Origin of the sequence: Sporosarcina sp. FSL K6-3508 (assembly GCF_038615825.1) — a bacterium.
Lineage (GTDB): Bacteria > Bacillota > Bacilli > Bacillales_A > Planococcaceae > Sporosarcina > Sporosarcina newyorkensis.
This window is the reverse complement of record NZ_CP152016.1, coordinates 2,879,649-2,905,506: the sequence shown is the minus strand read 5'-3', so window position 1 is coordinate 2,905,506 and position 25,858 is coordinate 2,879,649. Positions and strand designations below refer to the sequence as shown.

At 43.0% G+C, this 25,858-nt stretch carries 22 protein-coding genes; 18 read left to right on the top strand and 4 right to left on the bottom strand.

Annotated features, from left to right (window positions below):
- The 14 genes from purH (at position 1) to MKX97_RS14410 (ending at position 17,620) form a co-directional block, all read left to right on the top strand.
- Positions 1–1,536 carry a bifunctional phosphoribosylaminoimidazolecarboxamide formyltransferase/IMP cyclohydrolase gene (gene purH / locus MKX97_RS14475; protein ID WP_342536304.1) on the top strand — a complete coding sequence of 512 codons (1,536 nt, stop codon included), beginning with the start codon at positions 1–3 and terminating at the stop codon, positions 1,534–1,536.
- 21 nt (positions 1,537–1,557) lie between these two features.
- A complete protein-coding gene (gene purD / locus MKX97_RS14470) occupies positions 1,558–2,817 on the top strand; it encodes a phosphoribosylamine--glycine ligase (RefSeq protein WP_342536302.1) in 1,260 nt (419 codons plus the stop codon).
- Positions 2,818–3,239: 422 nt separating this feature from the next.
- On the top strand, positions 3,240–4,955 hold the full coding sequence (locus MKX97_RS14465) for an adenine deaminase C-terminal domain-containing protein (protein ID WP_078818477.1): 1,716 nt from the start codon (positions 3,240–3,242) through the stop codon (positions 4,953–4,955).
- Between the two features lie 9 nt (positions 4,956–4,964).
- On the top strand, positions 4,965–6,002 hold the full coding sequence (locus MKX97_RS14460; RefSeq protein ID WP_078818476.1) for a DUF3048 domain-containing protein: 1,038 nt from the start codon (positions 4,965–4,967) through the stop codon (positions 6,000–6,002).
- A 24-nt stretch (positions 6,003–6,026) separates the two neighbouring features.
- The gene (locus tag MKX97_RS14455; protein WP_009498624.1) at positions 6,027–6,344 is read left to right on the top strand and encodes a YerC/YecD family TrpR-related protein; all 318 of its coding nucleotides are present in this window, start codon (positions 6,027–6,029) and stop codon (positions 6,342–6,344) included.
- Between the two features lie 106 nt (positions 6,345–6,450).
- A complete protein-coding gene (locus MKX97_RS14450) occupies positions 6,451–7,149 on the top strand; it encodes a heptaprenylglyceryl phosphate synthase (RefSeq protein WP_078818475.1) in 699 nt (232 codons plus the stop codon).
- Positions 7,150–7,193: 44 nt separating this feature from the next.
- Positions 7,194–9,431, top strand: a complete 2,238-nt coding sequence (pcrA, locus tag MKX97_RS14445; protein WP_009498622.1) for a DNA helicase PcrA — start codon at positions 7,194–7,196, stop codon at positions 9,429–9,431.
- Positions 9,432–9,468: 37 nt separating this feature from the next.
- The gene (gene ligA / locus MKX97_RS14440; RefSeq protein ID WP_342537514.1) at positions 9,469–11,487 is read left to right on the top strand and encodes an NAD-dependent DNA ligase LigA; all 2,019 of its coding nucleotides are present in this window, start codon (positions 9,469–9,471) and stop codon (positions 11,485–11,487) included.
- The gene (locus MKX97_RS14435; protein WP_342536300.1) at positions 11,471–12,604 is read left to right on the top strand and encodes a CamS family sex pheromone protein; all 1,134 of its coding nucleotides are present in this window, start codon (positions 11,471–11,473) and stop codon (positions 12,602–12,604) included. Before ligA ends, MKX97_RS14435 begins: the two co-directional genes overlap by 17 nt.
- An 89-nt stretch (positions 12,605–12,693) precedes the next feature.
- The gene (gatC, locus tag MKX97_RS14430; RefSeq protein WP_078818473.1) at positions 12,694–12,981 is read left to right on the top strand and encodes an Asp-tRNA(Asn)/Glu-tRNA(Gln) amidotransferase subunit GatC; all 288 of its coding nucleotides are present in this window, start codon (positions 12,694–12,696) and stop codon (positions 12,979–12,981) included.
- 57 nt (positions 12,982–13,038) lie between these two features.
- Positions 13,039–14,502 carry an Asp-tRNA(Asn)/Glu-tRNA(Gln) amidotransferase subunit GatA gene (gene gatA, locus MKX97_RS14425; RefSeq protein ID WP_078818472.1) on the top strand — a complete coding sequence of 488 codons (1,464 nt, stop codon included), beginning with the start codon at positions 13,039–13,041 and terminating at the stop codon, positions 14,500–14,502.
- Positions 14,503–14,504: 2 nt separating this feature from the next.
- Positions 14,505–15,935, top strand: coding sequence for an Asp-tRNA(Asn)/Glu-tRNA(Gln) amidotransferase subunit GatB (gatB, locus tag MKX97_RS14420; RefSeq protein WP_009498617.1), 1,431 nt, complete (start codon positions 14,505–14,507; stop codon positions 15,933–15,935).
- Between the two features lie 107 nt (positions 15,936–16,042).
- A complete protein-coding gene (locus tag MKX97_RS14415; protein ID WP_040759836.1) occupies positions 16,043–16,612 on the top strand; it encodes a thioredoxin family protein in 570 nt (189 codons plus the stop codon).
- A gap of 84 nt (positions 16,613–16,696) precedes the next feature.
- The gene (locus tag MKX97_RS14410; protein ID WP_040759834.1) at positions 16,697–17,620 is read left to right on the top strand and encodes a diacylglycerol kinase; all 924 of its coding nucleotides are present in this window, start codon (positions 16,697–16,699) and stop codon (positions 17,618–17,620) included.
- Between the two features lie 111 nt (positions 17,621–17,731).
- On the opposite strand, the gene MKX97_RS14405 is transcribed toward MKX97_RS14410, so the two are convergent.
- On the bottom strand, positions 17,732–18,163 hold the full coding sequence (locus MKX97_RS14405; RefSeq protein WP_009498614.1) for an NUDIX domain-containing protein: 432 nt from the start codon (positions 18,161–18,163) through the stop codon (positions 17,732–17,734).
- A 298-nt stretch (positions 18,164–18,461) separates the two neighbouring features.
- Here MKX97_RS14405 and MKX97_RS14400 point away from each other — a divergent pair, with 298 nt between their 5' ends.
- The 4 genes from MKX97_RS14400 to rlmD all read left to right on the top strand — a co-directional run bounded on the left by MKX97_RS14400 (position 18,462) and on the right by rlmD (position 22,412).
- On the top strand, positions 18,462–19,808 hold the full coding sequence (locus MKX97_RS14400) for a cytochrome ubiquinol oxidase subunit I (RefSeq protein ID WP_342536297.1): 1,347 nt from the start codon (positions 18,462–18,464) through the stop codon (positions 19,806–19,808).
- The gene (locus MKX97_RS14395) at positions 19,805–20,830 is read left to right on the top strand and encodes a cytochrome d ubiquinol oxidase subunit II (protein ID WP_342536296.1); all 1,026 of its coding nucleotides are present in this window, start codon (positions 19,805–19,807) and stop codon (positions 20,828–20,830) included. Before MKX97_RS14400 ends, MKX97_RS14395 begins: the two co-directional genes overlap by 4 nt.
- 12 nt (positions 20,831–20,842) lie before the next feature.
- Entirely contained in the window at positions 20,843–20,977 is a 135-nt protein-coding gene (locus tag MKX97_RS14390; RefSeq protein WP_009498611.1) for a hypothetical protein, read from the top strand.
- A gap of 67 nt (positions 20,978–21,044) precedes the next feature.
- Positions 21,045–22,412, top strand: coding sequence for a 23S rRNA (uracil(1939)-C(5))-methyltransferase RlmD (gene rlmD / locus MKX97_RS14385; protein ID WP_342536293.1), 1,368 nt, complete (start codon positions 21,045–21,047; stop codon positions 22,410–22,412).
- 249 nt (positions 22,413–22,661) lie between these two features.
- On the opposite strand, the gene MKX97_RS14380 is transcribed toward rlmD, so the two are convergent.
- From MKX97_RS14380 to MKX97_RS14370, 3 genes are all read right to left on the bottom strand, one after another.
- Positions 22,662–24,002 carry an aromatic acid/H+ symport family MFS transporter gene (locus MKX97_RS14380; RefSeq protein ID WP_342536292.1) on the bottom strand — a complete coding sequence of 447 codons (1,341 nt, stop codon included), beginning with the start codon at positions 24,000–24,002 and terminating at the stop codon, positions 22,662–22,664.
- A gap of 1 nt (position 24,003) precedes the next feature.
- Positions 24,004–24,894, bottom strand: coding sequence for an alpha/beta hydrolase (locus tag MKX97_RS14375; RefSeq protein WP_342536291.1), 891 nt, complete (start codon positions 24,892–24,894; stop codon positions 24,004–24,006).
- Positions 24,895–25,108: 214 nt separating this feature from the next.
- Positions 25,109–25,480, bottom strand: coding sequence for a Na-translocating system protein MpsC family protein (locus MKX97_RS14370; RefSeq protein ID WP_245799537.1), 372 nt, complete (start codon positions 25,478–25,480; stop codon positions 25,109–25,111).
- Between the last annotated feature and the right edge of the window lie 378 nt (positions 25,481–25,858).

Here is a 25,858-nt window from a genome sequence, read left to right as displayed (position 1 = left end):
TTGAAAAAGCGCGCATTACTGAGCGTATCGGATAAAAGCGGAATTTTGGAGTTTGCGCAAGAACTCGAGCAACTCGGCTATGAACTATTATCTACGGGCGGCACAATGAAGCATTTGAAAGACAATGGAGTAAGTGTGACGGCAGTCGATGAAATCACAGGCTTCCCGGAAATCATGGAAGGTCGCGTCAAAACATTGAATCCGATGATCCACGGTGGGTTGCTCGCGAAACAAGACGATCCAGCACACCAAGCTCAGATGGAAGAGCACGGAATCCAACCAATCGATGTCGTGTGTGTGAACCTCTATCCATTTAAAGAAACCATTTCAAAGCCAGACGTAACGGAAGATGATGCGATTGAAAATATCGATATTGGCGGTCCGGCAATGCTGCGCGCTTCTGCAAAGAATCATGCATATGTTACAGTGATTGTAGATTCAACGGATTATGAAGATGTATTAAAGGAACTTAAGGCTGAAGGCAGCACGACGCTCCCGACACGCCGCCGTCTGGCAGCAAAAGTCTTCCGTCATACAGCAGCTTATGATGCCTTGATCTCCGGCTATCTGACCGAACTTGCGGGTGAGCAATTCCCTGAACAAGTTACCTATACATACGAACTGAAACAGCCGCTGCGTTACGGTGAAAATCCACATCAGCAAGCGGCATTCTACAGCCGCCCGCTAGGATCCGACTTCTCGATCGCATATGCGGAGCAGCTCCATGGTAAAGAACTATCTTATAACAATATCCAAGATGCCAATGCAGCGATTCAAATAGTCAAAGAGTTTGCAGAACCAGCAGCAGTAGCAGTCAAACATATGAATCCATGCGGTGTTGGGACAGGCAAGACAATTGCTGAAGCTTTCAGCAAAGCATATGAAGCGGATCCGGTGTCCATCTTCGGCGGGATCATTGCGTTGAATAAGGAAGTAGATCGGGAAACGGCAGCTCAACTTGCGGACATCTTCCTTGAAATCGTGATTGCTCCTTCATTCACAGAGGAAGCAATTGAAACATTGACAAAGAAGAAAAACATTCGTTTATTGACAATTTCATTTGAACAGCAGAAAAATGATCAATGGAATACGGTTTCTGTTGAAGGCGGGTTGCTTATGCAACAGCCAGATTCCTACGGTTTTGAAGAAGCTGATATTAAAGTAGCAACAGATCGTGAGCCGACGGAAGCAGAATGGAATGCGATGAAGTTGGGATGGGCTGTCGTTAAGCATGTGAAATCCAATGCGATTGTCGTAACCGATGAACATATGACAATTGGAGTCGGTGCAGGGCAGATGAATCGTGTCGGAGCTGCGAATATCGCATTGACGCAAGCAGGAGAACGTGCAAAAGGAGCCGCTCTGGCATCCGATGCATTTTTCCCTATGGATGATACTGTAGAAGCAGCTGCAAAAGCAGGCATCACGGCAATCATCCAACCGGGTGGTTCTGTTAAGGATGCAGATTCCATCAAAAAAGCAAATGACTATGGCATCACGATGGTGTTTACGGGCGTGCGCCATTTTAAACATTAAGAAGGCAGGAGGAAGATGGTCATGAAAGTACTCGTAATTGGAAGTGGCGGTCGTGAACATGCGATCGCTAAGCAATTTAACCAAGCGCCTTCTGTATCTGAAGTATTTGTAGCGCCAGGAAACGATGGCATGAAGCAAGATGCACAATGCGTGCCGATTGATGCAACAGATTTTGAAGCGTTGGCAGAATTCGCTATCGACAATCAAATCACGCTGACATTCGTTGGTCCTGAACAGCCTTTAGCAGAAGGAATTGCGGATTTCTTTTTGGATAAAGGATTGACTGTTTTCGGGCCGACTAAAGCAGCGGCGCGTATCGAAGGCAGTAAATCATTTGCTAAAGAAATTATGGACAAATACGATATCCCGACCGCAACGTACGGAACATTCACGGATGCGGAGGAAGCGAAGAATTTCATCCGTGAGCAGGGTGCACCAATTGTAGTGAAGGCAGACGGATTAGCTGCCGGAAAAGGTGTCATCGTAGCAATGGATCTGCAGGTAGCATTGAACGCGGTTGACGATATGATCGGCAATCAAAAGTTTGGTGAATCATCCTCTCGCGTCGTAGTGGAAGAGTTCTTGGATGGTGAGGAATTTTCCTATATGTCGTTTGTCCATGACGGACAGATCTATCCAATGGTCATCGCACAAGATCATAAACGGGCTTACGATGGGGACCGCGGACCGAACACTGGCGGTATGGGTGCGTATTCACCAGTTCCTCAAATTTCAGAGGGTATTGTTCAGGAAGCTTATGACCGCGTGGTAGTTCCGACTGTCAATGCGATGGCAGAAGAAGGTATTCCGTTCACAGGTATTCTTTACGCTGGTCTGATCCTGACTGAGCAAGGTCCGAAAGTAATCGAATTCAACGCACGTTTTGGCGATCCTGAAACACAAGTCGTCCTGCCGCGTATGGCATCCGATTTCGGTGAGTTCATGAAAGCCTTGATGGCTGGTGAACCTTTCGACTTGGAGTGGCATGAAGAAGCGATGCTAGGCGTTGTCATCGCAGCAGATGGTTATCCAGGCGATGTCGTAAAAGGCAACAAGCTTCCGAACTTAGATCCGCTGACAGCAAATGGCCTGGAGGTATTCCACGCAGGGACAAAACTGGAGGATGGCCACTTCATCGGAAACGGCGGCCGAGTACTCCTTGCTGCTGCCAAAGCTGAAAACCTTAAAGAAGCCCAAGAAAAAGTCTACAAAGAACTAGCGACACAAGAATGGAACGGTTTCTTCCACCGTCACGACATTGGGTGGAGAACATTTGAATGACGTACCCAAAAGCGAAAAGCACCGTCTAGCCTGAAACGTTCCGAGAGGCTGGTGCTTGCAGTGTTTATAAATAAATCCCTCTGCAGTTTTATTGCAGAGGGATTTGTTTGTCTTGAGATGAATTTCAAAGTAGTTATTATATCTGAACAAGTAAACAAAGAACCTAGGAAAACGCAGCTATAGGACATATACTCACAAAGATTCTTCCAAACTGTGAACTACTAGTGGGTAAATTGTGAATAAACTGTTAGTAATGTTGGTAACTTGTTGACATTATGTGGATTTACACTTTGATGTTGTGGATAACTAAAATGTTGCTTGCCTATTCTCTGGCGGATTGCTATGTTAATATAAAGCGTGAATTGATAGAACAATGAAATAAATAAACAGCTAACTTACTATTACAAAGGGATGGTGTCGAAATGTGGAGTGCACAAGAAATTCAGGAACAGCTCGCAATTATTAACGGACAGAAAGCACCTGATTTATTGATAGAAAATGCAACGTATTTACATTCAATATTTAAAAAATGGATGCAGGGAAATATATGGATTGCAGGAGATCGAATTGTATATGTGGGGCAGAAACTGCCTGCCCAGCTGGAAGGAACCGAAAGAGTGGACGCTTCTGGAAAGAAAATCGTGCCGGGGTATATTGAGCCGCATGTGCATCCATTCCAGCTTTATAATCCTGAGACATTTGCCGATTTCGCTTCTCGGCGAGGCACAACTACCATATTAGCGGACAATCTTTTGCTATTTACCATGCTCGATCAAGAAAAGGCTTTTTCGTTCATTGAACAATTGAATGAACTCCCATTCTCTTTTTACTGGTGGGCTCGCGTCGATTCACAGACTGTCTTGCAAAACGAACAACAGTTATTCAATCCGGCAGATATTGAAAAGTGGCTGAAGCGTCCCGATGTTCTAATGGCAGGTGAACTGACCAGTTGGCCACGGTTGCTTCAAGGCGATCAAAATATGTTGCGTTCGTTAGGGGAAGCAAAACGCGAAGGCAAGAAAATAGAAGGCCATTTTCCCGGCGCATCTGAAAGAACACTTGCCCGGATGAAGTTGCTAGGCACTGACGGTGATCATGAAGCAATGACGGTGGATGAAGTCGAGAGACGTCTGCAACAAGGGTATGCGGTTACATTGCGCTACTCATCGATCCGTCCCGATTTGCCTGATTTATTGGCGGGAATTCTTGAACGAGGCTGGGATGTATTTGATCATTTGATGATGACGACAGACGGTTCCACACCATCTTTCTATAAGAATGGTGTGATGGATCAATGTATTCAAATTGCGTTGGACGCTGGCGTATCGCCGATTGACGCCTATCAGATGGCATCCTATAATGTCGCGAGGTACTATGACATGACCGACTTGCATAGTGTAATTGGGACGGGCCGCTATGCAACGCTGAACTTTTTGGAAGACGAATGGAATCCAGTACCGACAGATGTATTATCGAAAGGTCAATGGTTAGTGCGTGATGGTGAAGCGACGGAGACGTTCCAAGCAGTGGATTGGTCAAAGATTCCTTTTTTTGATTTGCCATTTGAGTTGAATGACGCCGATTTCTCATTCTCTTCTTCTACTGGAATCCAAATGGTGAATGATGTCATTACAAAAGTGTACGAAACAGAACTAGATCTGACGAAACCTATTATTTCTTCAGGAAATGAGTGTTTCTTACTGTTGCTTGATAAGCAGGGGAAATGGCGGGTAAATACAGTGTTAAAAGGTTTCGCTGATTCTCTGCAAGGTTTTGCATCTTCCTATTCGAATACAGGTGATGTATTATTAATTGGTCAGAATTGGGAAGAGATGAAACGAGCATTTAATGAAATTAAGAAGAATGGTGGCGGCATGGCGGTAGCGGAAGATGGACAGATCGTTGAAACTTTGCCGCTTCGGATATCTGGCGGGTTATCCGACGAACCAATGGAAGTTATTATGGAACAAGAGCTGACTATGAAGCGAGCGTTGAAAGACCGTGGCTACCACCATGGAGATGTAGTATTTACGCTATTATTCATGCAATCTGTCCATTTACCTCATGTTCGAATTACTCCCATGGGCCTAATTCAAGTCTTGAAAAACGAGTGTTTAATTTCTAATACAGAAAGGTAGGAAACTGGATTGAGATGGACAGGACGAAAGCTGCTTTTTGCAGCACTGATAGGCCTTCTATATATAGGCGGCTGTTCTTCGAAAAATAGCACGACAGAACAGCAAGAATCGTCACAAGAACAGCCAAAAGAAATTGCGACGTCCTACCCGGCCCCCTTCACCGGAGAACAATTGACGGAAAAGCGGGAGAATCGTCCAATAGTAGCTACAATCAATAATCATCCTTTAGCCCGCCCACAGTCCGGGATCGCGGATGCAGATCTGATCTATGAATTTATGGCGGAAGGCGAAGTAACACGATACTTAGCCTTATTTCATAGTGAGATACCCGACCAAATCGGTCCGATCCGCAGTGCGCGTGATTATTTTGTTCGCCTTGCCGAAGGAATGGATGCATTTTATATTGCACATGGCTACAGTCCAGAAGCGAAAAAGTTACTGGACAGTGGAACGGTTGATCATGTGAACGGTATGCAGTATGACGGCACTTTATTTGAACGGTCTCCCGATCGAAAAGCACCGCATAATTCATATATTTCCAAAGAACATATAACACAGGCATTTGAAACGACGGGCGCGTCCGAAAAGATCTCCAAGATGCCGGTCTTTTCTTTCCTAAATCCTGAAGATAGTGATAAAATAGGAGATATGGCTTCATCAGTTATTGTATCGTATGGCAAGAATCCGAATTTTAGCAGTACGTATCATTTTGATGAAGAGACCAATCGTTATTATCGTTCTGTCAATGGCATTGATACGGTCGACAAATTGAATGAACGGCGAGTTGAATTAGCGAACGTGATCGTAATGGAAATGGATCACCAAACAGTAGATCAAGAGGGTAGACAAGCAATTGATCTTCATTCAGGCGGTAAGGCTGTGCTATTCCATGAAGGGATTGCCAAAACGATCGAGTGGGAAAACATCGATGGATTCTTAACGCCGTTAGAACAAGGGTTACCTGTTAAATTAACGGCGGGTAAATCTTGGATCCATGTCGTACCCTCTATTTCAGGCCCTTCTACTTCCGTAACTTATACTCCATAAGATCGACAAAGAGAGGGTGAGGACATGCAAATTGATAAAATACGCGGTGAACAACTAGACCGATTATTTAAAGCGGTCTTAGAGTTGGATGACTTAGAGGAGTGCTATCAATTTTTTGATGATTTATGCACGATGAGCGAAGTCCAATCTTTAGCACAGCGTTTTGACGTCGCTCATAAGCTTAGGCTGAAAAAAACGTACGATAGTATTCAGCAAGAAACCGGGGCCAGCACAGCTACCATTTCCCGTATACGCCGATGCGTAGACTACGGATCCGGAGGCTATAACCTCATGCTAGACCGCCTCTATCCCGAACTCAAAAACAACCAACCGAAAAAATAAATAACCCAACCGGCCGGGGGAACCTCCCACCGGTTTTTTAAAATGCTTATAAAGTAAACTGCTTTCAGTACACATGAAAATTACGAAAAAGAAGGTGGACAAAAACATGGACTACAATACATGGCGGCATGCCTTTAAAGTGGACCCAGCTAAAGAATTAACGGATGAACAGCTTGAAGCAATTGCTGAATCCGGAACAGATGGGGTTATAATCGGAGGTTCTGACGGAGTCACATTAGAAAATGTTCTCGATTTACTTGCGCGTTTCCGTCGTTTCTCAGTCCCCCTCGCATTGGAAGTCTCCACAGTAGAATCCGTAACACCAGGATTTGATTACTATTTTATTCCGACCGTTTTAAATACATCTGACGCAAAATGGCTGAACGGTCTTCATCATGAAGCGCTTCGTGAGTACGGCCATATGATGAATTTTGATGAAATTATTACAGAAGGCTACTGTATCCTAAACCCCGATTGTAAAGCAGCTCAACTGACAGGTGTGAAGGAAGTGCCGGATGAAGATGATGTACAAGCCTATGCACGCATGGCAGAGCATTTATTTTCTTTACCGATATTTTATTTGGAATACAGTGGACAGTACGGCGATCCGAAAATTGTGAGAGCAGCCAAAGAGTTGTTGGAAAACACACGTTTATTTTACGGCGGTGGAATCCGGACGAAAGAGCAGGCGAAAGAAATGGCAGCAATTGCAGATACAGTAGTTGTAGGAAATGTCTTATATGATGATTTGAAAAGTGCACTTGCTACTGTAAATGCTGTGAAATCTGTTCCTTTATCGGTTTAATTAAAGTATAATAAGAACAAATGTTCCAAGAAGGCGGTACTTACATGAAAGAACTATCAGAAAGCTTACTAAAAGGCATGAATCCAGAGCAAGCGCGTGCAGTGAAAACAACAGAAGGTCCGTTGTTAATCATGGCAGGCGCAGGTTCCGGAAAGACACGTGTGCTGACTCATCGAATTGCATACTTGGTTGTGGAAAAGCAAGTGTACCCTTCCAATATTTTAGCTATTACATTCACGAATAAAGCGGCACGCGAGATGCGTGAAAGGATTGACGGATTGCTCGGCGCAGGATCTGGCGAGCGAATGTGGGTTTCTACATTTCACTCCATGTGCGTTCGAATACTTCGCAGAAATGTAGATCGCATTGGACTATCCAAGAATTTTACGATTTTAGATAGCGCTGATCAATTGTCAGCGATTAAGAGAGTATTGAAAGAATTAAATCTTGATCCGAAGCAATATGATCCCCGTGCGATGCTCGGAACAATCAGTAATGCAAAAAATGAATGCATCAATTCAGATGAATTTCGCAAGAACTGTAATCCGCAAAATCCATATGAGCGAACTGTCGCGGATATTTATGAACGATATACGAAAAAACTGCGTCAAAACCAATCAATGGATTTTGACGACTTGATTATGATGACGATTGTGTTGTTTGAACGTGTGCCGGATGTATTGGAGTATTATCAAAATAAGTTCCAGTATATTCACGTGGACGAATATCAAGACACCAACTTTTCACAATACCGTTTAGTCCAGATGCTGGCGTCGAAATTCCGTAATGTGTGTGTAGTGGGCGACTCTGACCAATCGATCTACAGATGGAGGGGTGCCGATATTGGCAATATCCTATCATTTGAGAAAGATTATAAAGAAGCAAAAGTAATTTTATTGGAACAAAATTATCGTTCCACGAAGCGGATTTTACAAGCCGCGAATGAAGTGATTAACAATAATAAAAGCCGCTATGATAAAAAACTGAGAACGGACAATCCTGAGGGTGAATTAATTTCCATCTACAAAGCGCGGGATGAAAAAGACGAATCACAGTTTGTTGTCCAGCAAATTATAGAGCTGAAAGAACAAAAAGGATTAACATTGGATCAGTTTGCGATTTTATACCGTACGAATGCACAGTCCCGTCTAATTGAGGAATATTTATTGAAGTCCAATCTCGATTATACGATTGTCGGCGGCACAAAGTTCTATGATCGAAAAGAGATTAAGGACCTGCTTGCATACCTTCGTCTCATCGCAAACAATGACGACGATCTCGCATTTGCGCGAGTTATTAATGAACCGAAACGAAGCATTGGTGCTACTTCATTCGAGCGGATGGCTGTATTTGCTATGGAAAATGATCGATCGATTTTCGACTCGTTGCAGGAAGTCGATTTTATGGGCTTGCCTGCAAGAGCAGCAAATGAAGCCGTTAAGTTTCGCGAGTTGATCGATGGTTTCAGTCAAATGCAAGAATACCTATCCGTTACGGAACTAGTGAAGGAAGTTATTGAAAAGTCTGGTTACCGCAGCATGTTGGAAAAGGAAAAGTCCATTGAAGCGGAAAGCCGTCTAGAAAATATTGAAGAATTTTTATCTGTTACGGAGGCATTTGAAAAGCGCGCAGAGGAAGAGGAAAGCGAACGTTCACTGATTGCATTCCTTACCGATCTCGCATTGGTAGCAGATATTGACACGTTAGATAAAGAAGAGAACTCTTCCACCGAAAAAATCGTCCTAATGACGATGCATGCAGCAAAAGGTCTGGAATTTCCAGTCGTATTCGTCATCGGTATGGAAGAGAACATCTTTCCTCATATTCGTGCACTTGCGGATTCTGAAGAAATGGAAGAAGAACGCAGACTGGCATATGTGGCAATTACCCGTGCAGAACAGCGGCTTTACCTCACTTGTGCAGGTTATCGTATGTTGTTTGGTCGTTCTAACTTCAACTCACCTTCACGTTTCCTGAATGAGATTTCAGAAGAACTGACAGAAATGTTGGCAGACGGCAACGGCATGAGTGTACCGTTTGATAGGGCACCTGCTAAACCGAGAGTAACGAAACCAGCAGTGAAACGTCCTGTTTATAATGAAAGCGGCGGGGAAAAGCTGCAGTGGAAGCCCGGCGATAAAGCAACACATAAAAAATGGGGAACCGGCACAGTCGTCAGTGTCAAAGGAGCGGCAGATGACCTGGAACTCGACATCGCCTTTCCGAATCCCGTCGGTATTAAGCGCCTGCTAGCGAAATTTGCACCAATTGAAAAAGAATAAACCGTTCCATGAGGAGTGTAGAGAACCGATGGATGATGTGTTAGAACTAGAAAGACGAGTGGCGGAACTGAATAAGATCTTGCATGAATATGGGCATGCTTATTACGATTTGGATGCACCAATCGTTCCTGATTCAGAATACGATGCAAAAATGCAGGAATTGCTCGCTATAGAAGAAGAGCATCCGGATTTAATTTATCCGGACTCCCCTACACAACGAGTGGGCGGAACACCGCTCGAAGTATTTAGCAAAGTCGTTCATCGGTATCCGATGCTCAGTTTAGCGAATGCATTTAATGAGGCAGACTTGCGGGATTTTGACAGACGTGTGCAGGAAGCTGCTGGCAGTGTAGTGTATGTTTGTGAATTGAAAATCGATGGTCTTGCAGTTTCGTTGCAATATGAAAACGGTCAACTTGTGCAAGGCTCCACTCGAGGAGATGGGGCAGTAGGTGAGGACATCACAGCAAATTTAAGAACGATTCGCTCCGTACCTCTTCAATTGCAGCAACCGCTGACGATTGAAGTGCGCGGTGAAGCCTATATGCCCAAACGCTCTTTTGCCAAGCTTAATGAAGATCGTGACGAAGCGGGGGAAGTGCCATTCGCCAATCCGCGAAATGCGGCAGCGGGCTCATTGCGTCAACTGGATCCCAAAATAGCAGCCAGTCGAAATTTGGCCACATTCATTTATGCAGTAGGTGGAGATGCTGAAGCATATAATTTGGACAGCCACTCAGACGCGCTTGATAAGTTGGATCAGCTCGGCTTGACGACGAATGAAGAACGTAAACGCTGTGCGACAATCGACGAAGTCTTGGATTACGTGGCATACTGGACAGAGCATCGTCAAGCGCTCGATTATGAAATTGACGGGATTGTCATAAAAGTGGATAACTTTGAAGCGCAAGAACAGCTTGGCTATACGGCGAAAAGCCCGCGCTGGGCGATTGCCTATAAATTTCCGGCAGAAGAAGTGCGGACGAAACTGATTGATATCGAACTTAGCGTCGGCCGTACAGGGGTTGTTACCCCGACCGCAATTTTAGAACCAGTACGTGTAGCAGGAACGACTGTCGGACGTGCTTCCTTGCATAATGAAGATTTGATTCGCGAAAAAGATATCCGAATTGGTGATCAGGTCGTTCTGCGTAAAGCAGGCGATATCATCCCTGAAATCGTCTTGGCAATCAAAGACCAGCGGACCGGTGAAGAAGAGCCTTTTCATATGCCATCCAATTGCCCGATCTGCAGTTCAGAATTGGTGCGGATCGAAGGCGAAGTAGCACTGCGTTGCATGAATCCGAAATGTCCTGCTCAAATGAAAGAAGCTCTCATTCATTTCGTTTCAAGAAAAGCGATGAATATCGAAGGAGTCGGTGAAAAGCTTGTTGAGCAATTATATGCGGCCAACCTGGTACAAGATGTCTCAGATCTTTATACGTTAACGAAGGAATCACTATGTACTCTTGAACGAATTGGTGATAAGTCTGCAACAAATATCTCAAACGCAATCGAACAATCTAAGGCAAATTCATTGGAAAAACTTTTGTTTGGTCTTGGAATTCGTCATGTCGGTGAAAAAGTTGCAAGAATCCTGGCGGAAGAATACCGCACACTTGATGCTCTTGAAAAGGCGACGGCAGAACAATTGACGAACATCTTTGAGATCGGTGATATTGTAGCGGATGCCGTGGTCACTTATTTTAGTACGGATGAAGTACAAGAAGTGATGAACAAACTGCGGGCATACGGAGTCAATACCGTGTACAAAGGTGTCACACGTGAAGAATTACCGACAACTGGACCATTTGCAGGGAAAACAGTTGTACTGACCGGGAAATTGACAGGATTAACACGCGGTGAAGCGAAAGAGCAGATTGAAGCGCTCGGCGGAACTGTTAGCGGGAGTGTCAGCAAAAAAACGGACCTGGTCATCGCAGGTGAAGATGCCGGCTCCAAATTAACCAAAGCAGAGGAACTAGAGATCGAAATTTGGGACGAGCAAGCTATGCTTGACGCCCTTGGAGTGGATAAGAATGAAAAGAACGACTAAATGGCTCGCTCCCAGTGTATTGTCAGCCTTGTTACTGACAGGATGCTTGCCGACTCCTGGTGGCGACCAGGAAAAAGCAGTTCAGGAGACGGAGGAAAGCGATCAGGAAATGGTCCTCATCCCCGACGAGCAAATTAAAGACGAATATTATCGGACACCTGTGCCATTCAAGAAGAGTGCGAGCAGAGGATTGGTTGTCAGTAACTTGAACACCAAATACGATATGCAGGAAACAGAAGAAGGTCTGCTGCGACTTTCGACGCAGTATTTTGATCCGAAAAATTATTACTTCCAAGAAGGCCAATATATTGACCGGGATACCGCAAAAGAGTGGCTATCACGAAAATCAAATTATGAAGCAGGACTTAATCCTGCAATCAAAGATGATATGACGCCAGAACAGATAGCGGAAAAAGCACCGATCTACTTGGCACATATAGTAGAGCAAAACTATTTGGAAATGACGGATGATAAAAAAGTGAAACTGGCAGGCGTGTCGATCGGTCTTGCGATGAATTCGCTTTATTATCCAAGAGAAGGAAAAGAACGTTCAATTGATGACAAGACGATAGAGGAAAAAGGAAAGCAGATGGCCGATATTATTTTGAAGAGGCTACGTGATAAACCGGAACTGGCAGATATTCCGATTGCGGTCGGTCTCTTTAAACAGAAGAGTCGAAATGATATTGTACCGGGCACCTACTTTGCTACTGCATTCGCTCCAAAGGGGAAAAGTGAATTCACTGGTTGGAAAGAAGTTGATGAAACGTATGTCTTGCTCCCGGCTTCATCGTCAACAGGAAACTATCGAGATTTGAATACAACGTTCAAGAATTTCAAGCAGGATATCGATGATTACTTTGAAAGTTTTGTTAATGTCGTCGGTACAGCGTTTTACAAAGATCAGAAGCTGAAATCGCTGCATATAGAAATTCCCATTCAGTTTTTTGGCAAGAGTGAGCTGATTGGCTTTTCTCAGTACCTAACGTCCCTAGTGAAAACGCATTTTAAAGATGTCCCGCTCGAAGTGAGTGTCACCTCTGTCAACGGACCGGAAGTATTGATTGTCACAGAAGGGAATAACAACGAACCATTGGTGCACGTCTACGGTTATTAACATGACAGTTCTTGGCATCACGAACTTTTCAACTATCTAATTAGATGGTATGATAAATTGTACGATTGCAGAATGAGGAGGAACGATGTATGACAACATTTTCGAAAGATGACGTCAAATATTTTGCGGATTTTGTCCGTATTGGTCTATCCGAAGAAGACAAAGAGAATTTCTCTGCGCAAATTGCAGATTTGATTGAGAGTGTCAGCAACTTAAAAGAAGTAGATGTGACAGGTGTCGAGCCAATGACGCACCCAGTTCCTATGATCAACATATTGCGTGAAGATCAGCCAAAAGATATCTTGGACCGTGAAAAGATGCTTGCAAGTGCAGAAGACCAGGAAGATGGTCTGATTAAAGTACCAGATATCCTATAAAACGGATTTGCTGTATACAAGAACATTCATGGCACAATGATAGTAGGAGGAAAAGTGATGACGTTAACAAGTAAAACAGCCGCAGAACTTCAAGCGCTTTTACAAAAAGGTGAAGTCACGGTTACAGAACTAACGAATGAAACATTAAAAACGATCGAAAAGACAGAAGAGCAGATCCACGCATTCATTCATGTAGCGAAAGAAGAAGCAACAGCACGTGCGGAACAACTTGATCAGGCGCCTGCTGATGCACGCGGCCCGCTTTTTGGTGTTCCGGTCGGTATTAAAGATAATATTGTTACAAAAGATATGACGACAACGTGCGCAAGTAAAATGCTGGAAGATTTTGTGCCGGTGTATAATGCAACAGTAATGGATAAATTAGAAGCGGCTGGAGCTATCAATGTAGGGAAGTTGAACATGGACGAGTTTGCAATGGGCTCTACAACAGAAACTTCTTTCTTTGGTAACACCTTGAACCCTTGGAATACGGACTATGTACCAGGCGGCTCTTCAGGCGGTTCAGCAGCGGCAGTTGCGGCAGGAGAAGTACCACTTTCACTAGGTTCGGATACAGGCGGTTCAGTGCGCCAGCCGGCCGCTTTTTGTGGAGTAGTTGGAATGAAGCCGACATACGGTCGAATTTCCCGTTTTGGTTTGACAGCTTTCGGTTCTTCACTTGATTCAGTCGGTACGTTCTCACGTACGGTTGAAGACAATGCGTTGTTGCTGGGCGTAATCGCTGGAGAAGATGACAATGACAGTTCTTCTTCTGCAAAGCAAGTACCTGATTATAAAGCCGCTTTGACAGGAGATATAAAAGGACTGAAAGTGGCGGTTCCATCTGCTTATTTAGGTGAAGGTGTGGATGCTGAAGTCGCAGCTACTGTCAAAGAAGCGTTAAAAGTATTGGAATCATTAGGGGCGGTTTGCGAAGAAGTGGAATTACCGCATGTCCAGTACGCACCAACTACGTATTATGTGATTTCTTCATCTGAGGCACAATCCAACCTCTCCCGCTTTGACGGTTTGCGTTATGGCTATCACACTGAGAACGCAGAAAACTTGGAGCAAGCGTACTTCCGCACGCGCCAAGAAGGTTTTGGTGATGAAGTGAAAAAGCGTATATTGTTTGGTACATACGCGATGAGTGCTGACCACCATGAAGATTTATATGTACGCGCACAAAGAATCCGCACATTGATCGCACAGGATTTCGATAAGGTATTTGAAAACTACGATGTAGTCATCGGGCCAACTGCTGCAACGACTGCCTTCAAACTTGGCGAAACAGGAGGCGATCAGCTGGTACATTATGCAAATGATGTATTAGCGGTTCCTGCCAACTTGACAGGACGTCCAGCACTTTCCGTACCATGTGGTTTCGTAAATGAACTGCCGGTCGGATTGCAGATCATGGGCAAGCACTTTGATGAGGAAACTCTTTATAATGTAGGACATGCTTATGAGCAAGCAACAGATTTCCACAAGCGCACTCCAGCGATTCGGGAGGGGAACTAATCATGAACTTCGAAACAATTGTCGGACTTGAGATTCACGTAGAATTAAAAACAGATACGAAAATTATGTCTCCTGCACCTGCTCATTTTGGAGCGGAGCCGAATAAAAATATCCATGTGACAGACATCGCGTATCCTGGTGTCCTGCCTACATTGAATAAAAAAGCAGTTGAATTCGGTATGAAAGCGTCTATGGCACTGAACTGTGACATCGCGCCGATTATGAACTTTGACCGCAAGCATTACTTCTATCCGGATAATCCAAAAGCCTATCAAATTTCTCAGGACAAGCGTCCTGTAGGGTCAAACGGCTGGATTGAGATCGAAGTAGAAGGCAAGAAGAAGAAAATCCGTATTGAACGTGTGCATTTAGAGGAAGATGCGGGGAAATTGACTCACACGGAAAACGGCTATTCATTGGTCGATTTAAACCGTCAAGGCACACCATTAATTGAAATCGTAACAGAGGCGGATGTTCGTTCTCCAGAAGAAGCTTATGCATTCTTAGAGAAACTAAAAGCCATCATCCAATATACGGGAGTATCTGACGTACGTATGGAGGAAGGCTCGCTTCGTTGTGATGCGAATATTTCATTGCGTCCATTCGGCCAAGAAGAATTCGGCACGAAAACGGAATTGAAGAACTTGAATTCCTTCAACTTTATCCGTCGCGGTATTGCAAATGAAGTTGCGCGTCAAGAAAAAGTATTGCTATCTGGCGGTACGATTCAGCAAGAAACACGCCGCTACGATGAAGCGACAGGCGAAACTGTTCTTATGCGGATTAAAGGCAGTGCCAACGATTATCGTTTCATCAATGATCCGGACTTGCCTGAAGTGCATATCGAACAAGAATGGATGGATCGTGTACGTGCGGAAATCCCTGAATTGCCGGATGCCCGTAAAGCACGCTATGTTTCAGAATTGGATCTTCCAGAATACGACGCACATGTTTTGACATTGACGAAGGAAATGTCCGATTTCTTTGATGCAACTGTGAAAGCTGGAGCTGATCCGAAATTAGCATCCAACTGGTTGATGGGCGATGTTTCTGCTTATTTGAATGCAGAATCAAAAGAATTGCATGACACGCCATTGACGCCTGAAAATTTAGCGCAACTTGTGAAGTTGATTACGGACGGAACGATTTCATCTAAGATCGCTAAGAAAGTATTTACTGATCTTGCGAAAAAAGGCGGAAACCCTGCAGATATCGTGAAGGAAAAAGGTCTTGTTCAAATTTCCGATGAAGGTACATTGCGTACGATCATCACGGAAATCCTAGATGCGAATGAGCAATCCATCGAAGACTTCAAAAACGGTAAAGATCGCGCAGTTGGATTCTTAGTCGGTCAAGTGATGAAAGCGACAAAAGGACAAGCGAACCCACCGCTTGTTAATAAGCTATTGATGGAAGAAATAAAAAAACGATAATACAGTAAGCTGATCAAGTGAATCGAAAACGTTCCAGGAGAGACAAAGAGAGTCCGACCTGGGCGTTTTTTGACTTAATGATATGCATCAAACAGGAGGGGATTGTCATGAAAACAGAACAGCAATATTTTGAAGAAGCCGTATCACTTCAAGAGTATATGGAGCAAATGGAAACACATAAAGATAATAGTTTTTTGATCTATAATGAGTTTGAAGTGCCACAGGATGATGAATTTATTGAAATACTGAAAGAAAAACAACCCCATATTTTAGTCATCACTGAAGATTGGTGCGGCGACGCCATGCTGAATAATCCAATTTTACGAAGGGTTGCAGAAGCTGCTATGCTCGATGTCCGTGCTGTACTGCGGGATGAAAATTTAGATTTGATTGACCGTTATTTGACGAATGGTGGACGTTCAATCCCAGTGTATTTATTATTGGATTCAGACGGTGAAGTATTGTCCAAGTGGGGGCCGCGAGCACCGATACTTCAAGAGTATGTGATGAAGGGCCGTGCTCAATTGCCGAACAAAGATGCAGCTGACTTTGAAGAGAAGCAAAAGGCGTTTTATTCGCAGTTGATGTCAGAATATACAGCGAAGCCGACAAACTGGCTAGCGGTCTATGATGATATCCGCTCTACATGGTTGCCTGTTTTACAACAAACGAATTAAGTAGAAATATCAATTCATACGATGATGGTAAAGGTCTGAATTTTATCTGTATTTTCAGACATGAAAGGATCGAGGGGAAAGTGTATGAAACGTGCACGTATCATTTATAATCCGACTGCAGGAAGAGAAGCCTTCCGTAAGCATTTGGCAGAAGTCCTCGAAAAACTGGAGAAAGCCGGTTATGAAACTTCCGCCCATGCAACGACTTGTGAAGGCGATGCGACGGAAGCGGCGAAAGAAGCAGTCCGTAGAGGCTTTGATATCGTGATTGCGGCAGGTGGTGATGGCACGCTCAACGAAGTGGTAGAGGGAGTAGGACATTTTGAAAAACGTCCGAAAATTGGATTGATCCCAATGGGAACGACCAATGACTTTGCTAGGGCTTTACGTATTCCGAGAGATATTGATCAAGCTGTCGATATTATCTGTGATGGGGATACGACTCCAGTGGATGTTGGACTTATGAATGACCGTTATTTTATTAATATTGCCGGCGGGGGTCGTATGACGGAACTGACCTATGAAGTGCCGAGTCGACTGAAGACAGTGCTAGGGCAACTCGCCTATTATTTAAAAGGAATCGAAATGTTGCCGTCCATTCACTCGAGTCATTTGCGGATAGAGTATGATGGGCAAGTATTTGATGATGAAGCTATGATGTTTTTGATCGGGTTAACAAATTCTGTTGGCGGATTTGAAAAGTTGGCTCCTGATTCTAGCATAAATGATGGATATTTTACATTGCTCATTTTGAAAAAATGTAACATAGCGGAATTTATTCGAGTGGTGACGCTTGCTTCGAGAGGAGAACATTTGGATGACCCACTCGTGATCCAAGCGAAAGCAAAGAAAGTTGTCGTTACTTCGAAAAATGAAGTGCTTTTGAATTTGGATGGAGAGTATGGTGGAGTGTTACCGGCTACCTTTGAGAACTTATACCGTCACATCGAGATGTTTGTACCGCTGCAGAGATTGCGTCCACAAGATAAAGTACAAGAAATCGAATAAAAAAAGCAAAAGACTATTCCAATTATCGACATAAGTTCGGATGGAATAGTCTTTTATTGCATAAGATTAAGTTGTCGTGAACTATGCACTAAGCAAAGTATCAGGTCAATATCAGATGTATTCAATTGCTTCTCCTTGTTTAGCAGCTAGTTTTGGAACCGCATTCAATGGCAACCAACGATAGCTGAATAATAGACCTGCGTCTTTACCTTCACCTTCAACACGATATTCCCATTCGTTTTTGTCTTCTCCTAAATAAGAAAAATGGAAAATAGTACGTTGATAAATGACGTTTTTGTCTTCGGGGAAAAATTTCGAAGCTTTCACTTTTCCTTCCAATACAAGTTCATCTCGAAGGATACCGGATTCTTCTTCAATTTCTCGATATAATGCATCCAATAAAAGTTCGTTCCGTTCAATCGTGCCACCTGGAACTTGCAGACCTGCCTCAGGTTGATCCTTCTGCTCATATACTAGCAGTTTTCGGTGTCTTCCTTCCCCTTTTGTAATATAAGCTAATACTTTTCTCTTGACTTTTTTCAATATATTTCACCTCTCTATAGTTAATCCATTATACTGTAAAATTTAACTATTGACAAGTGAAATGTGTTAATCAATTAGTATACAACATCTTCGTGAACAGTAGGAGAAAGAATTCGTCTAAATTTCAACAAATAGGTTAAGAAGAGTGGCTTTGCGGGAAAGACTATAGAAGGACTGTGCGAGGAAGTGATAATTCATGTATAAAAAACAGGAAAGACGGCTAATGTGGTTAGCATTTGGCGTAGCCGGTATTATGCTGATATCAATTATTGGAAGGTTATTTTCGTAAATTCTGGAGGTGAGTTTTTTGGATTCGGTTTTTTATTCAAGAGTGTTAACGGAACTAACGCTTTCATTCCATATTATCTATGCAACGATTGGCGTTGGGGTGCCGCTCATGATCATGTTGGCTCAATGGGTTGGTATTAAGAAAAACGATGAACATTATATTTTACTTGCAAGACGTTGGGCTCGCGGCTTTGTCATTACTGTAGCTGTTGGTGTCGTAACGGGGACGGCAATCGGTTTACAGCTGTCGCTTCTATGGCCGAATTTTATGGAGCTTGCAGGGAATGTTATTGCATTGCCATTATTCATGGAGACATTCGCTTTCTTTTTTGAAGCAATTTTTCTCGGTATTTATTTATACACATGGGATCGATTCGAAAATCAGAAGAAGCATTTCCTGTTGCTCATTCCAGTTGCACTTGGGGCATCATTCTCGGCTGTGTTCATTACAATAGTGAATGCTTTCATGAATGCGCCGCAAGGTTTTAATTTGGTAAATAATGAGCTCATTAATGTGAATCCACTTGTAGCAATGTTTAACCCGGCGATGCCGACGAAAGTGGCGCACGTAGTTGGAACGGCTTATATGACTTCTGCTTTTTTATTGGCTGCGATCGCTGCATTTCGTCTGTTACGTGGGTCAGACCATATTTATCACAAGAAAGCATTGTATCTGACGTTGAAAGTTGGTTTCATATTCAGTGTAAGTGCAGCACTTGTCGGCGACTTGTCAGGAAAGTATTTAGCAGAATATCAGCCGGAAAAGTTGGCGGCTGCAGAATGGCATTTTGAAACAGAAGAAAATGCGCCATTGATGCTGTATGGTGTGCTGGACGATGGTGAAGTCAAATATGCCATTAAAATCCCATACGCCTTGTCAATCTTGGCACACGGCTCTCCGACAGCTGAAGTCATTGGGTTGGATCAATTCCCTGAAGAAGACACACCGCCGCTTTATATCCATTATCTATTCGATATTATGGTGACGATTGGCATGACGTTGCTCGCATTATCCGCTATTTTCTGGATCGGTATGTGGAGAAAGTGGTCATTCGTTGAGTCTCGGTTATTCCGATGGCTTATCGTCATAAGTGGTCCTCTGGTTTTCATTTCACTCGAAGCAGGATGGTGGTTAGCTGAAGTCGGCCGTCAGCCATGGATTTTGCGCAATATCATGCGCACATCTGAAGGTGCGACAAGCAGTGGGCAGGTGCCTACGATGTTGGTACTTTTCGCACTTCTTTACTTAGTACTCGGCATCGGCAGCGTTGTCGTGCTGCGCCGCATGTTCATCCGGAACCCTGTAGAGCAGGAAATCGCTGAACGACAGCAAGAGAAGGGCGGTGATATCCGATGAATATTGAGATTCTTGGAATCACAGTATTGTGGGTGTTCTTATTCGGTTATATCATGATCGGCGCGATCGACTTTGGAGCAGGATTTTTCAATGCTTATAGTGTATTAACCGGTAAGCAACGGATTTTGACGAATGTCATCCAGCGCTATCTGTCACCTGTATGGGAAGTCACCAATGTATTTCTCGTGTTCTTCTTCGTTGGAATCATCGGCTTCTTCCCGAAAACTGCATTCTATTATGGAACGACCTTGCTCGTTCCGGTGAGTTTCGGGATTATCCTGCTGGCCATACGAGGCTCATATTATGCTTTTGAGACGTACGGTGCCCGCGGTCATAAGGGATACTCCTTTGCTTACGGTGCAGCGGGTCTGTTGTTGCCCGCATCGTTATCCATCGTACTGACCATTTCCGAGGGTGGATTTGTTGAATTAGTAGACGGACAGCCGGTGCTTGATTACTGGAAGTTGTTCACCAGTCCGCTTACTTGGTCGATCGTCGTCTTGAGTATTGCAGCTACCCTATATATTTCGGCGGTATTCTTGACGTGGTATGCCAATAAAGCAGGTGACCGGGAGGCGACGGATTTATTAAGGAAGTATGCGCTCATTTGGGCGTTGCCGACGATCATCACGGCAGGAGGCATCATTTTCGAACTGCGGAAACACAATCCGCTTCATTACGAAAATATCCAGCGCTTCTGGCCGATGTTCCTGCTGTCGTTCTTGCTGTTTCTCGGTACAGTATTCCTTATTTGGAAACGTCGTCAATATGGAGCGGCATTCGGAATGCTTGCAGGTCAGTTCGTCTTCGCCTTCTTCGGATACGGGGCGTCCCATTATCCATATTTGCTTTACCCCTATTTGACCATTTACGATAGTTTTACGAATCATGCAATGGCGATTGCGTTAATCATTGCTTTCGTATTTGGCCTGTTGCTGCTCATCCCATCACTCTACTTGCTGTTGCGGATGTTCTTATTCAATAAAGATTATGTTAAAGGCAAGGAAGATCATCATGCGTAAGGAGGCATTCGAATGAATGAGTTTTTGATATTCTACGCTCCATTTCTAGTCGTCATAGCAGGCATTGTACTCTCGTTCTTTGTCGTCTTGAAAGATGATGCTGTAACGAGAAGTGAATATAAAGAAAGTGAAAAAACAGACGTGTGATTTTCGTCTGTTTTTTCATTTGCCCCGCATGGTACACTAGGAGTATCTGAAAGATGGAGGAAAAAACATGAGCTTTGCAGTCAATAAAAACGATCAATTACAAGTGAAAATAGAGGATTTAACACATGACGGAGCAGGGGTAGCGAAAGTAGATGGCTATCCACTGTTTATTCCAGGTGCTTTACCAGGTGAGACGGTCAAAGTTCATGTGCTGAAGACATTAAAGAAGTATGGATTTGCTAAAATGCTGGATGTCATTGAACCATCTTCGGAGCGGATTGTAGCGCCGTGCCACGTATTTCCGACATGTGGGGGGTGTCAGTTGCAGCATCTCTCTTATGAAGCGCAGCTTACCCAAAAAAGAAAGTCTGTCCGTGATGTCGTGGATCGTATCGCGAAACTTCCGGATGTTCCTGTGCATGCAGTCAAAGGCATGGAGGATCCATGGCGTTACCGCAATAAATCGCAGATTCCATTTGACACGGAAGATGGACGTGTCATTGCAGGTTTCTATAAAACACGCACACATCAAATCGTTGATACCGATGTCTGTATAATTCAAACGACAGAAGCGGATGAATTGATGGCGATGCTAAAGCGTAAGATTCAGCAGCTTGGAATCGAGACGTATGACGAACGAACACATAAAGGCATGTTGCGGCATTTGATTGTCCGGAAGGCACGGCAAACAGATCAAGTGATGGTCGTTCTCGTGACACGTCATAAAAAGTTCCCGCAGAAGCAAGAAGTTGTTGAATTGATCCAGCAAGAAATCCCGAATGTCACATCGGTCATGCAAAATATCAACACAGCAAATACGAATGTCATTATGGGCAATGAAACGATCAACCTATATGGTGCCGACGTCATTATCGATCGGATTGGAGATATCGAGTTCGAGATTTCAGCGCGTTCATTTTACCAAGTGAACCCTGTCCAGACAGAAGTGCTGTATCAGCAAGCACTGGACTATGCAGGCCTTACTGGAGATGAAACAGTGATCGATGCGTATTGCGGAATCGGCACGATTTCATTGTTTTTGGCTAAACAAGCGAAAGAAGTATATGGCGTCGAAATTGTTCCACAAGCGATTCAAGATGCGAAGCGTAACGCGGAATTGAATGGTATCACGAATACGCATTTTGAGGCAGGCGCGGCGGAAGACGTGATTCCGAAATGGTATGCGGAAGGCAAACTTTTTGACGTTCTGGTCGTTGATCCGCCGCGTAAAGGCTGCGATGAGAAACTGTTGGAAACGATTTTGAAGTACAAGCCGGGGAAAGTTGTGTATGTGTCTTGTAATCCAGGGACGCTCGCTCGGGATTTACGGATTTTGGAAGATGGCGGGTATCGGACGAAGGAAGTGCAACCGGTGGATATGTTTCCGCATAGTAGTCATGTGGAGTGTGTAGCTTTACTAGACTTAAGTAAATAAAAAGCAGCGGTTTCCGAGAATCTGTAGGGGATTCTTGGGTTTCCGTCTGCTTTTAATTAGATTTTTTCTATGAAATGATTAAAGTAAGTACTACGTGGGCGAACATTCCTAGTTGTTTGAATTAACGCAAATGAACAACCGGACTGTATAGTTCTATGCACAAGTATCTTGAAATTCATTAAAGGCCCAGCAAGATTTTGTATGCTGTAAACTCATTAGGGGATTTCATAGAAAAATAAACTTCTTGAATTATTTAGTTGCATTTACTGATTTAAATGACGGCATGAACAAAATAACTAGCGATGCGAGAATTGCCACAACTCCAAACAAATAAAAATTAATTTCATATCCTGCATTCATGCCCATAAGAATCCCGACCAATAATGGACCAGCAATCGCGCCGAATCGACCAATTGCCGAGGCAATGCCTAAGGCACTAGCTCTATTTTGATCATTATATTGCCTCATCACATAACTTGCGAGTACGAACGTCGTTCCAGTAGTTCCGAAACCTGCTATGGCGATAAGTATATACAGAACCACTATATTGAATTTAATACTAAGTAGAAGAATGCTTATTGCGGCCAAAAAATAAATAAAGCTAATGACTTTTTTCGGTTGTAGTCGATCAGCGACTCTTCCGGCAATAATTCCACCCACGACTGCAGATAAGTTGAAAACCAGTAAAAATAGTAAGCTAGAATTCATGGGATAGCCAGCTTCTTTCATAATTTGTGGCAGCCACGTATTCATACCGTAAATAAGCAAAAATGCACCAATATAGACTATGCTAAACAAAATCGTGGAAACTAAATACTTTTTAGAAAAAATAGACGCTGACTCGCTGGCAGTTCCTTCGGATTGTTCTTCTATCACGAACTCATCAGGTAACCGGTATTTTTCAATGAGGCGTTTTGCTTTCGCTTGCTGATTGTTTGCCTGTAAAAATTTAATAGATTCCGGTAAATATTTTATAAAGAACGGGATGAATAAAATTGGTGTTGCACCTAACCAAAAGAGTGATCTCCAACCAAAATTCTCAATAAAAAACACACCAGAAAGTGCAGCGGCTACTCCACCGACAGCAAAACCGGAATACATAATAACAAAGAAAAATGAGCGATACTTAGCCGGGGAGTATTCAGTTGTTAATGCTGAGGCGGATGGGACAATACCGCCAATGCCTAATCCCGCTAAGAAACGATAGATTGCGAATAATTCAGGAGTGGGAGCTAAAGCAGTCAGTACCATCATGGTAGACATGAGCGCGATTGAAGCGATGATGATAGTTTTTCTTCCTATTTTATCACAAAGGATGCCCCCGATCGAAGAACCTAAAAACATGCCAAGCAATGCATAGCTTCCCATTGCGCCCGCTTGTGTTGCCGTTAGTCCCCACCCACTTGGGTCCATCAAAACTGGTAATACAACGCCGTATACAACTAAATCGTAACCTTCGACAAAAATTGTAAACCAGCAAATTATTGTTACTAAAATCGTTACTTTACTAATCGATTTAATCCCGACCTTATTTGCCTGTGATTTTTCCTCTTCAAGAATTTCAAAAGTTTCCTCTACATGTGCCTTCATTCTATACATCTCCTCCAATTTTACTTAATATTTGAATTTGTCTTTTTGAATAATGTCCATTTAAAGCTTGCTTTACAGTTCTATGCAGAAAGTCCAAAATATTAGGCATTAAGACATTGTTCGGATAATCATTTACCTTTCCCCCTGCAATTCCTGGTAACTGATTGAACCAAAAATGTCCTTTGTCTTCCACTTTAGTTATTTCAACTTCAATGTTCACTTCTTTCAAAGCCTCATAAAATAATAAAGATTGGGTTGGATTGACAATTGTATCTTTTTCACCCCAAATTAAGTAAAAGATTGTATCAAAAGTTGGCACTGCCATTGCATCTTGAATATGAGCAATTGGAGATGCGGCATAAAAAGCGCTTTCATTACCATCGAAAGGTAGTCCTAATAGACGTTCGTTCATATTCACATCCCGAACAATAATTGGATTTTTACATTCATAAGCTAAATCATAAAGTCCGTAGACCCCGATTACAGAACAAACTCGATAACTAAACGAGTGATTGCTTAAGGCAAATAACGACGATAAATAGGCACCGGCTGAATCACCGATCAACCCAATTTTATTAATATCCAATTCTTTTTTATTGGCGTTTAAAACGAGCCAATTCATCGCTTGCTTCAGATCTTCAATTACTGCTGGAAAAGACGCGTAGTTGGGCGTGGCTAGTCGATAGTTGATGGCCATTACAAAATAGCCCTCTTGCGCAAACTTTTCCCCCCACTCTTTATACATTTCTTTTGAACCTGCCTGGAATGCCCCTCCATGAATAAGTACTAAAATTGGCAAAGGCTCATTGAACTTCAAAGGCATATATAAATCTGCTGTTAAATATTCTTCTTCAGTTTCACCATAGACTACATTTTTTTCGAAAGTAAACAAGTCGTATCATCCTCTCCATAACCATTTATTAAATTGAAAACAAAAAACCATAGCCGTATAGACCGCTCACGAGGAGCCGTCGATAACAGCTATGGTTTGCCTTTTTTTTAAGACCACCCATTGCTATGAATGATATGGGACACACAGGGGAACTGTGCGCTATTATACTATCAATTTTAATTATATATAATTTTCTGTACATTGCAAATGAATTTTATATTTTTTTGAAAATAGCCCTATCTAATAATAAGACTGCAACTGCAGAATCATCATCCAAACTCCAAGACTCATAGCTTTCAACAATTTTGCAGCCAAGAAATTGTTCGAATTCCGTATTACGACGCTCTTTTACTAATTCCATAAATGATCTTCTAGCATCCAAAACCATTTTTCGTCCCTCAGTATTAACCATTAATGTTTTTTCACGCTTTGTTAAAATACCTCTAAGAATATAAACGATCGTATCTCCCATCAACCGGACTTCGGTTTGCTTCGGACCTTTTCCGCCAACGCTTTTCAAGAAACTATTAATCAAATTTAAAAGTTCTAATTCGAATTGCTCAATGTCCATTGTTTTTTCGGTCAAGTTTCAATCCCTCACAGTGTTAGAAGTTTTTAAAACTGCTATACCAATTCTGCCTTGTTATAATTCAAAACGCTTTACATCAGTCGAAGTATTTAGTCTGATCCGCCATACGTGGAAAGTTCTGCCGTTTATAATTGCGCAAAGAATGTCCTTCCATCATCCTTAACTCATCAGAACTTTTACTTTCTATTCATTCACCATAAACTAAAACAAGAATTTTCTCAATACAGAAATTTTACTATATAAAAGTTCCGCAATATAAAAAACATTCTAAAAAAGAGATGAAATAAGAACCAAATGCAAGTGAGTATTCGTTACATATGTTTGATTTAAGAAGGCGTATTAGTTTAAAATTTTTACTTCTGACAACTGAATTGA

Excerpts from the sequence above, each read along its gene's own strand:
- MKX97_RS14435 (WP_342536300.1), top strand. The coding sequence starts at position 11,471 with ATGAAAAGAACGACTAAATGGCTCGCTCCCAGTGTATTGTCAGCCTTG.
- MKX97_RS14390 (WP_009498611.1), top strand. The coding sequence starts at position 20,843 with ATGAATGAGTTTTTGATATTCTACGCTCCATTTCTAGTCGTCATAGCA.
- MKX97_RS14465 (WP_078818477.1), top strand. The coding sequence starts at position 3,240 with ATGTGGAGTGCACAAGAAATTCAGGAACAGCTCGCAATTATTAACGGA.
- pcrA (WP_009498622.1), top strand. The coding sequence starts at position 7,194 with ATGAAAGAACTATCAGAAAGCTTACTAAAAGGCATGAATCCAGAGCAA.
- gatC (WP_078818473.1), top strand. The coding sequence starts at position 12,694 with ATGACAACATTTTCGAAAGATGACGTCAAATATTTTGCGGATTTTGTC.
- MKX97_RS14410 (WP_040759834.1), top strand. The coding sequence starts at position 16,697 with ATGAAACGTGCACGTATCATTTATAATCCGACTGCAGGAAGAGAAGCC.
- gatB (WP_009498617.1), top strand. The coding sequence starts at position 14,505 with ATGAACTTCGAAACAATTGTCGGACTTGAGATTCACGTAGAATTAAAA.
- MKX97_RS14455 (WP_009498624.1), top strand. The coding sequence starts at position 6,027 with ATGCAAATTGATAAAATACGCGGTGAACAACTAGACCGATTATTTAAA.
- MKX97_RS14415 (WP_040759836.1), top strand. The coding sequence starts at position 16,043 with ATGAAAACAGAACAGCAATATTTTGAAGAAGCCGTATCACTTCAAGAG.
- MKX97_RS14395 (WP_342536296.1), top strand. The coding sequence starts at position 19,805 with ATGAATATTGAGATTCTTGGAATCACAGTATTGTGGGTGTTCTTATTC.
- gatA (WP_078818472.1), top strand. The coding sequence starts at position 13,039 with ATGACGTTAACAAGTAAAACAGCCGCAGAACTTCAAGCGCTTTTACAA.
- MKX97_RS14450 (WP_078818475.1), top strand. The coding sequence starts at position 6,451 with ATGGACTACAATACATGGCGGCATGCCTTTAAAGTGGACCCAGCTAAA.
- MKX97_RS14380 (WP_342536292.1), bottom strand. The coding sequence starts at position 24,002 with ATGAAGGCACATGTAGAGGAAACTTTTGAAATTCTTGAAGAGGAAAAA.
- rlmD (WP_342536293.1), top strand. The coding sequence starts at position 21,045 with ATGAGCTTTGCAGTCAATAAAAACGATCAATTACAAGTGAAAATAGAG.
- purD (WP_342536302.1), top strand. The coding sequence starts at position 1,558 with ATGAAAGTACTCGTAATTGGAAGTGGCGGTCGTGAACATGCGATCGCT.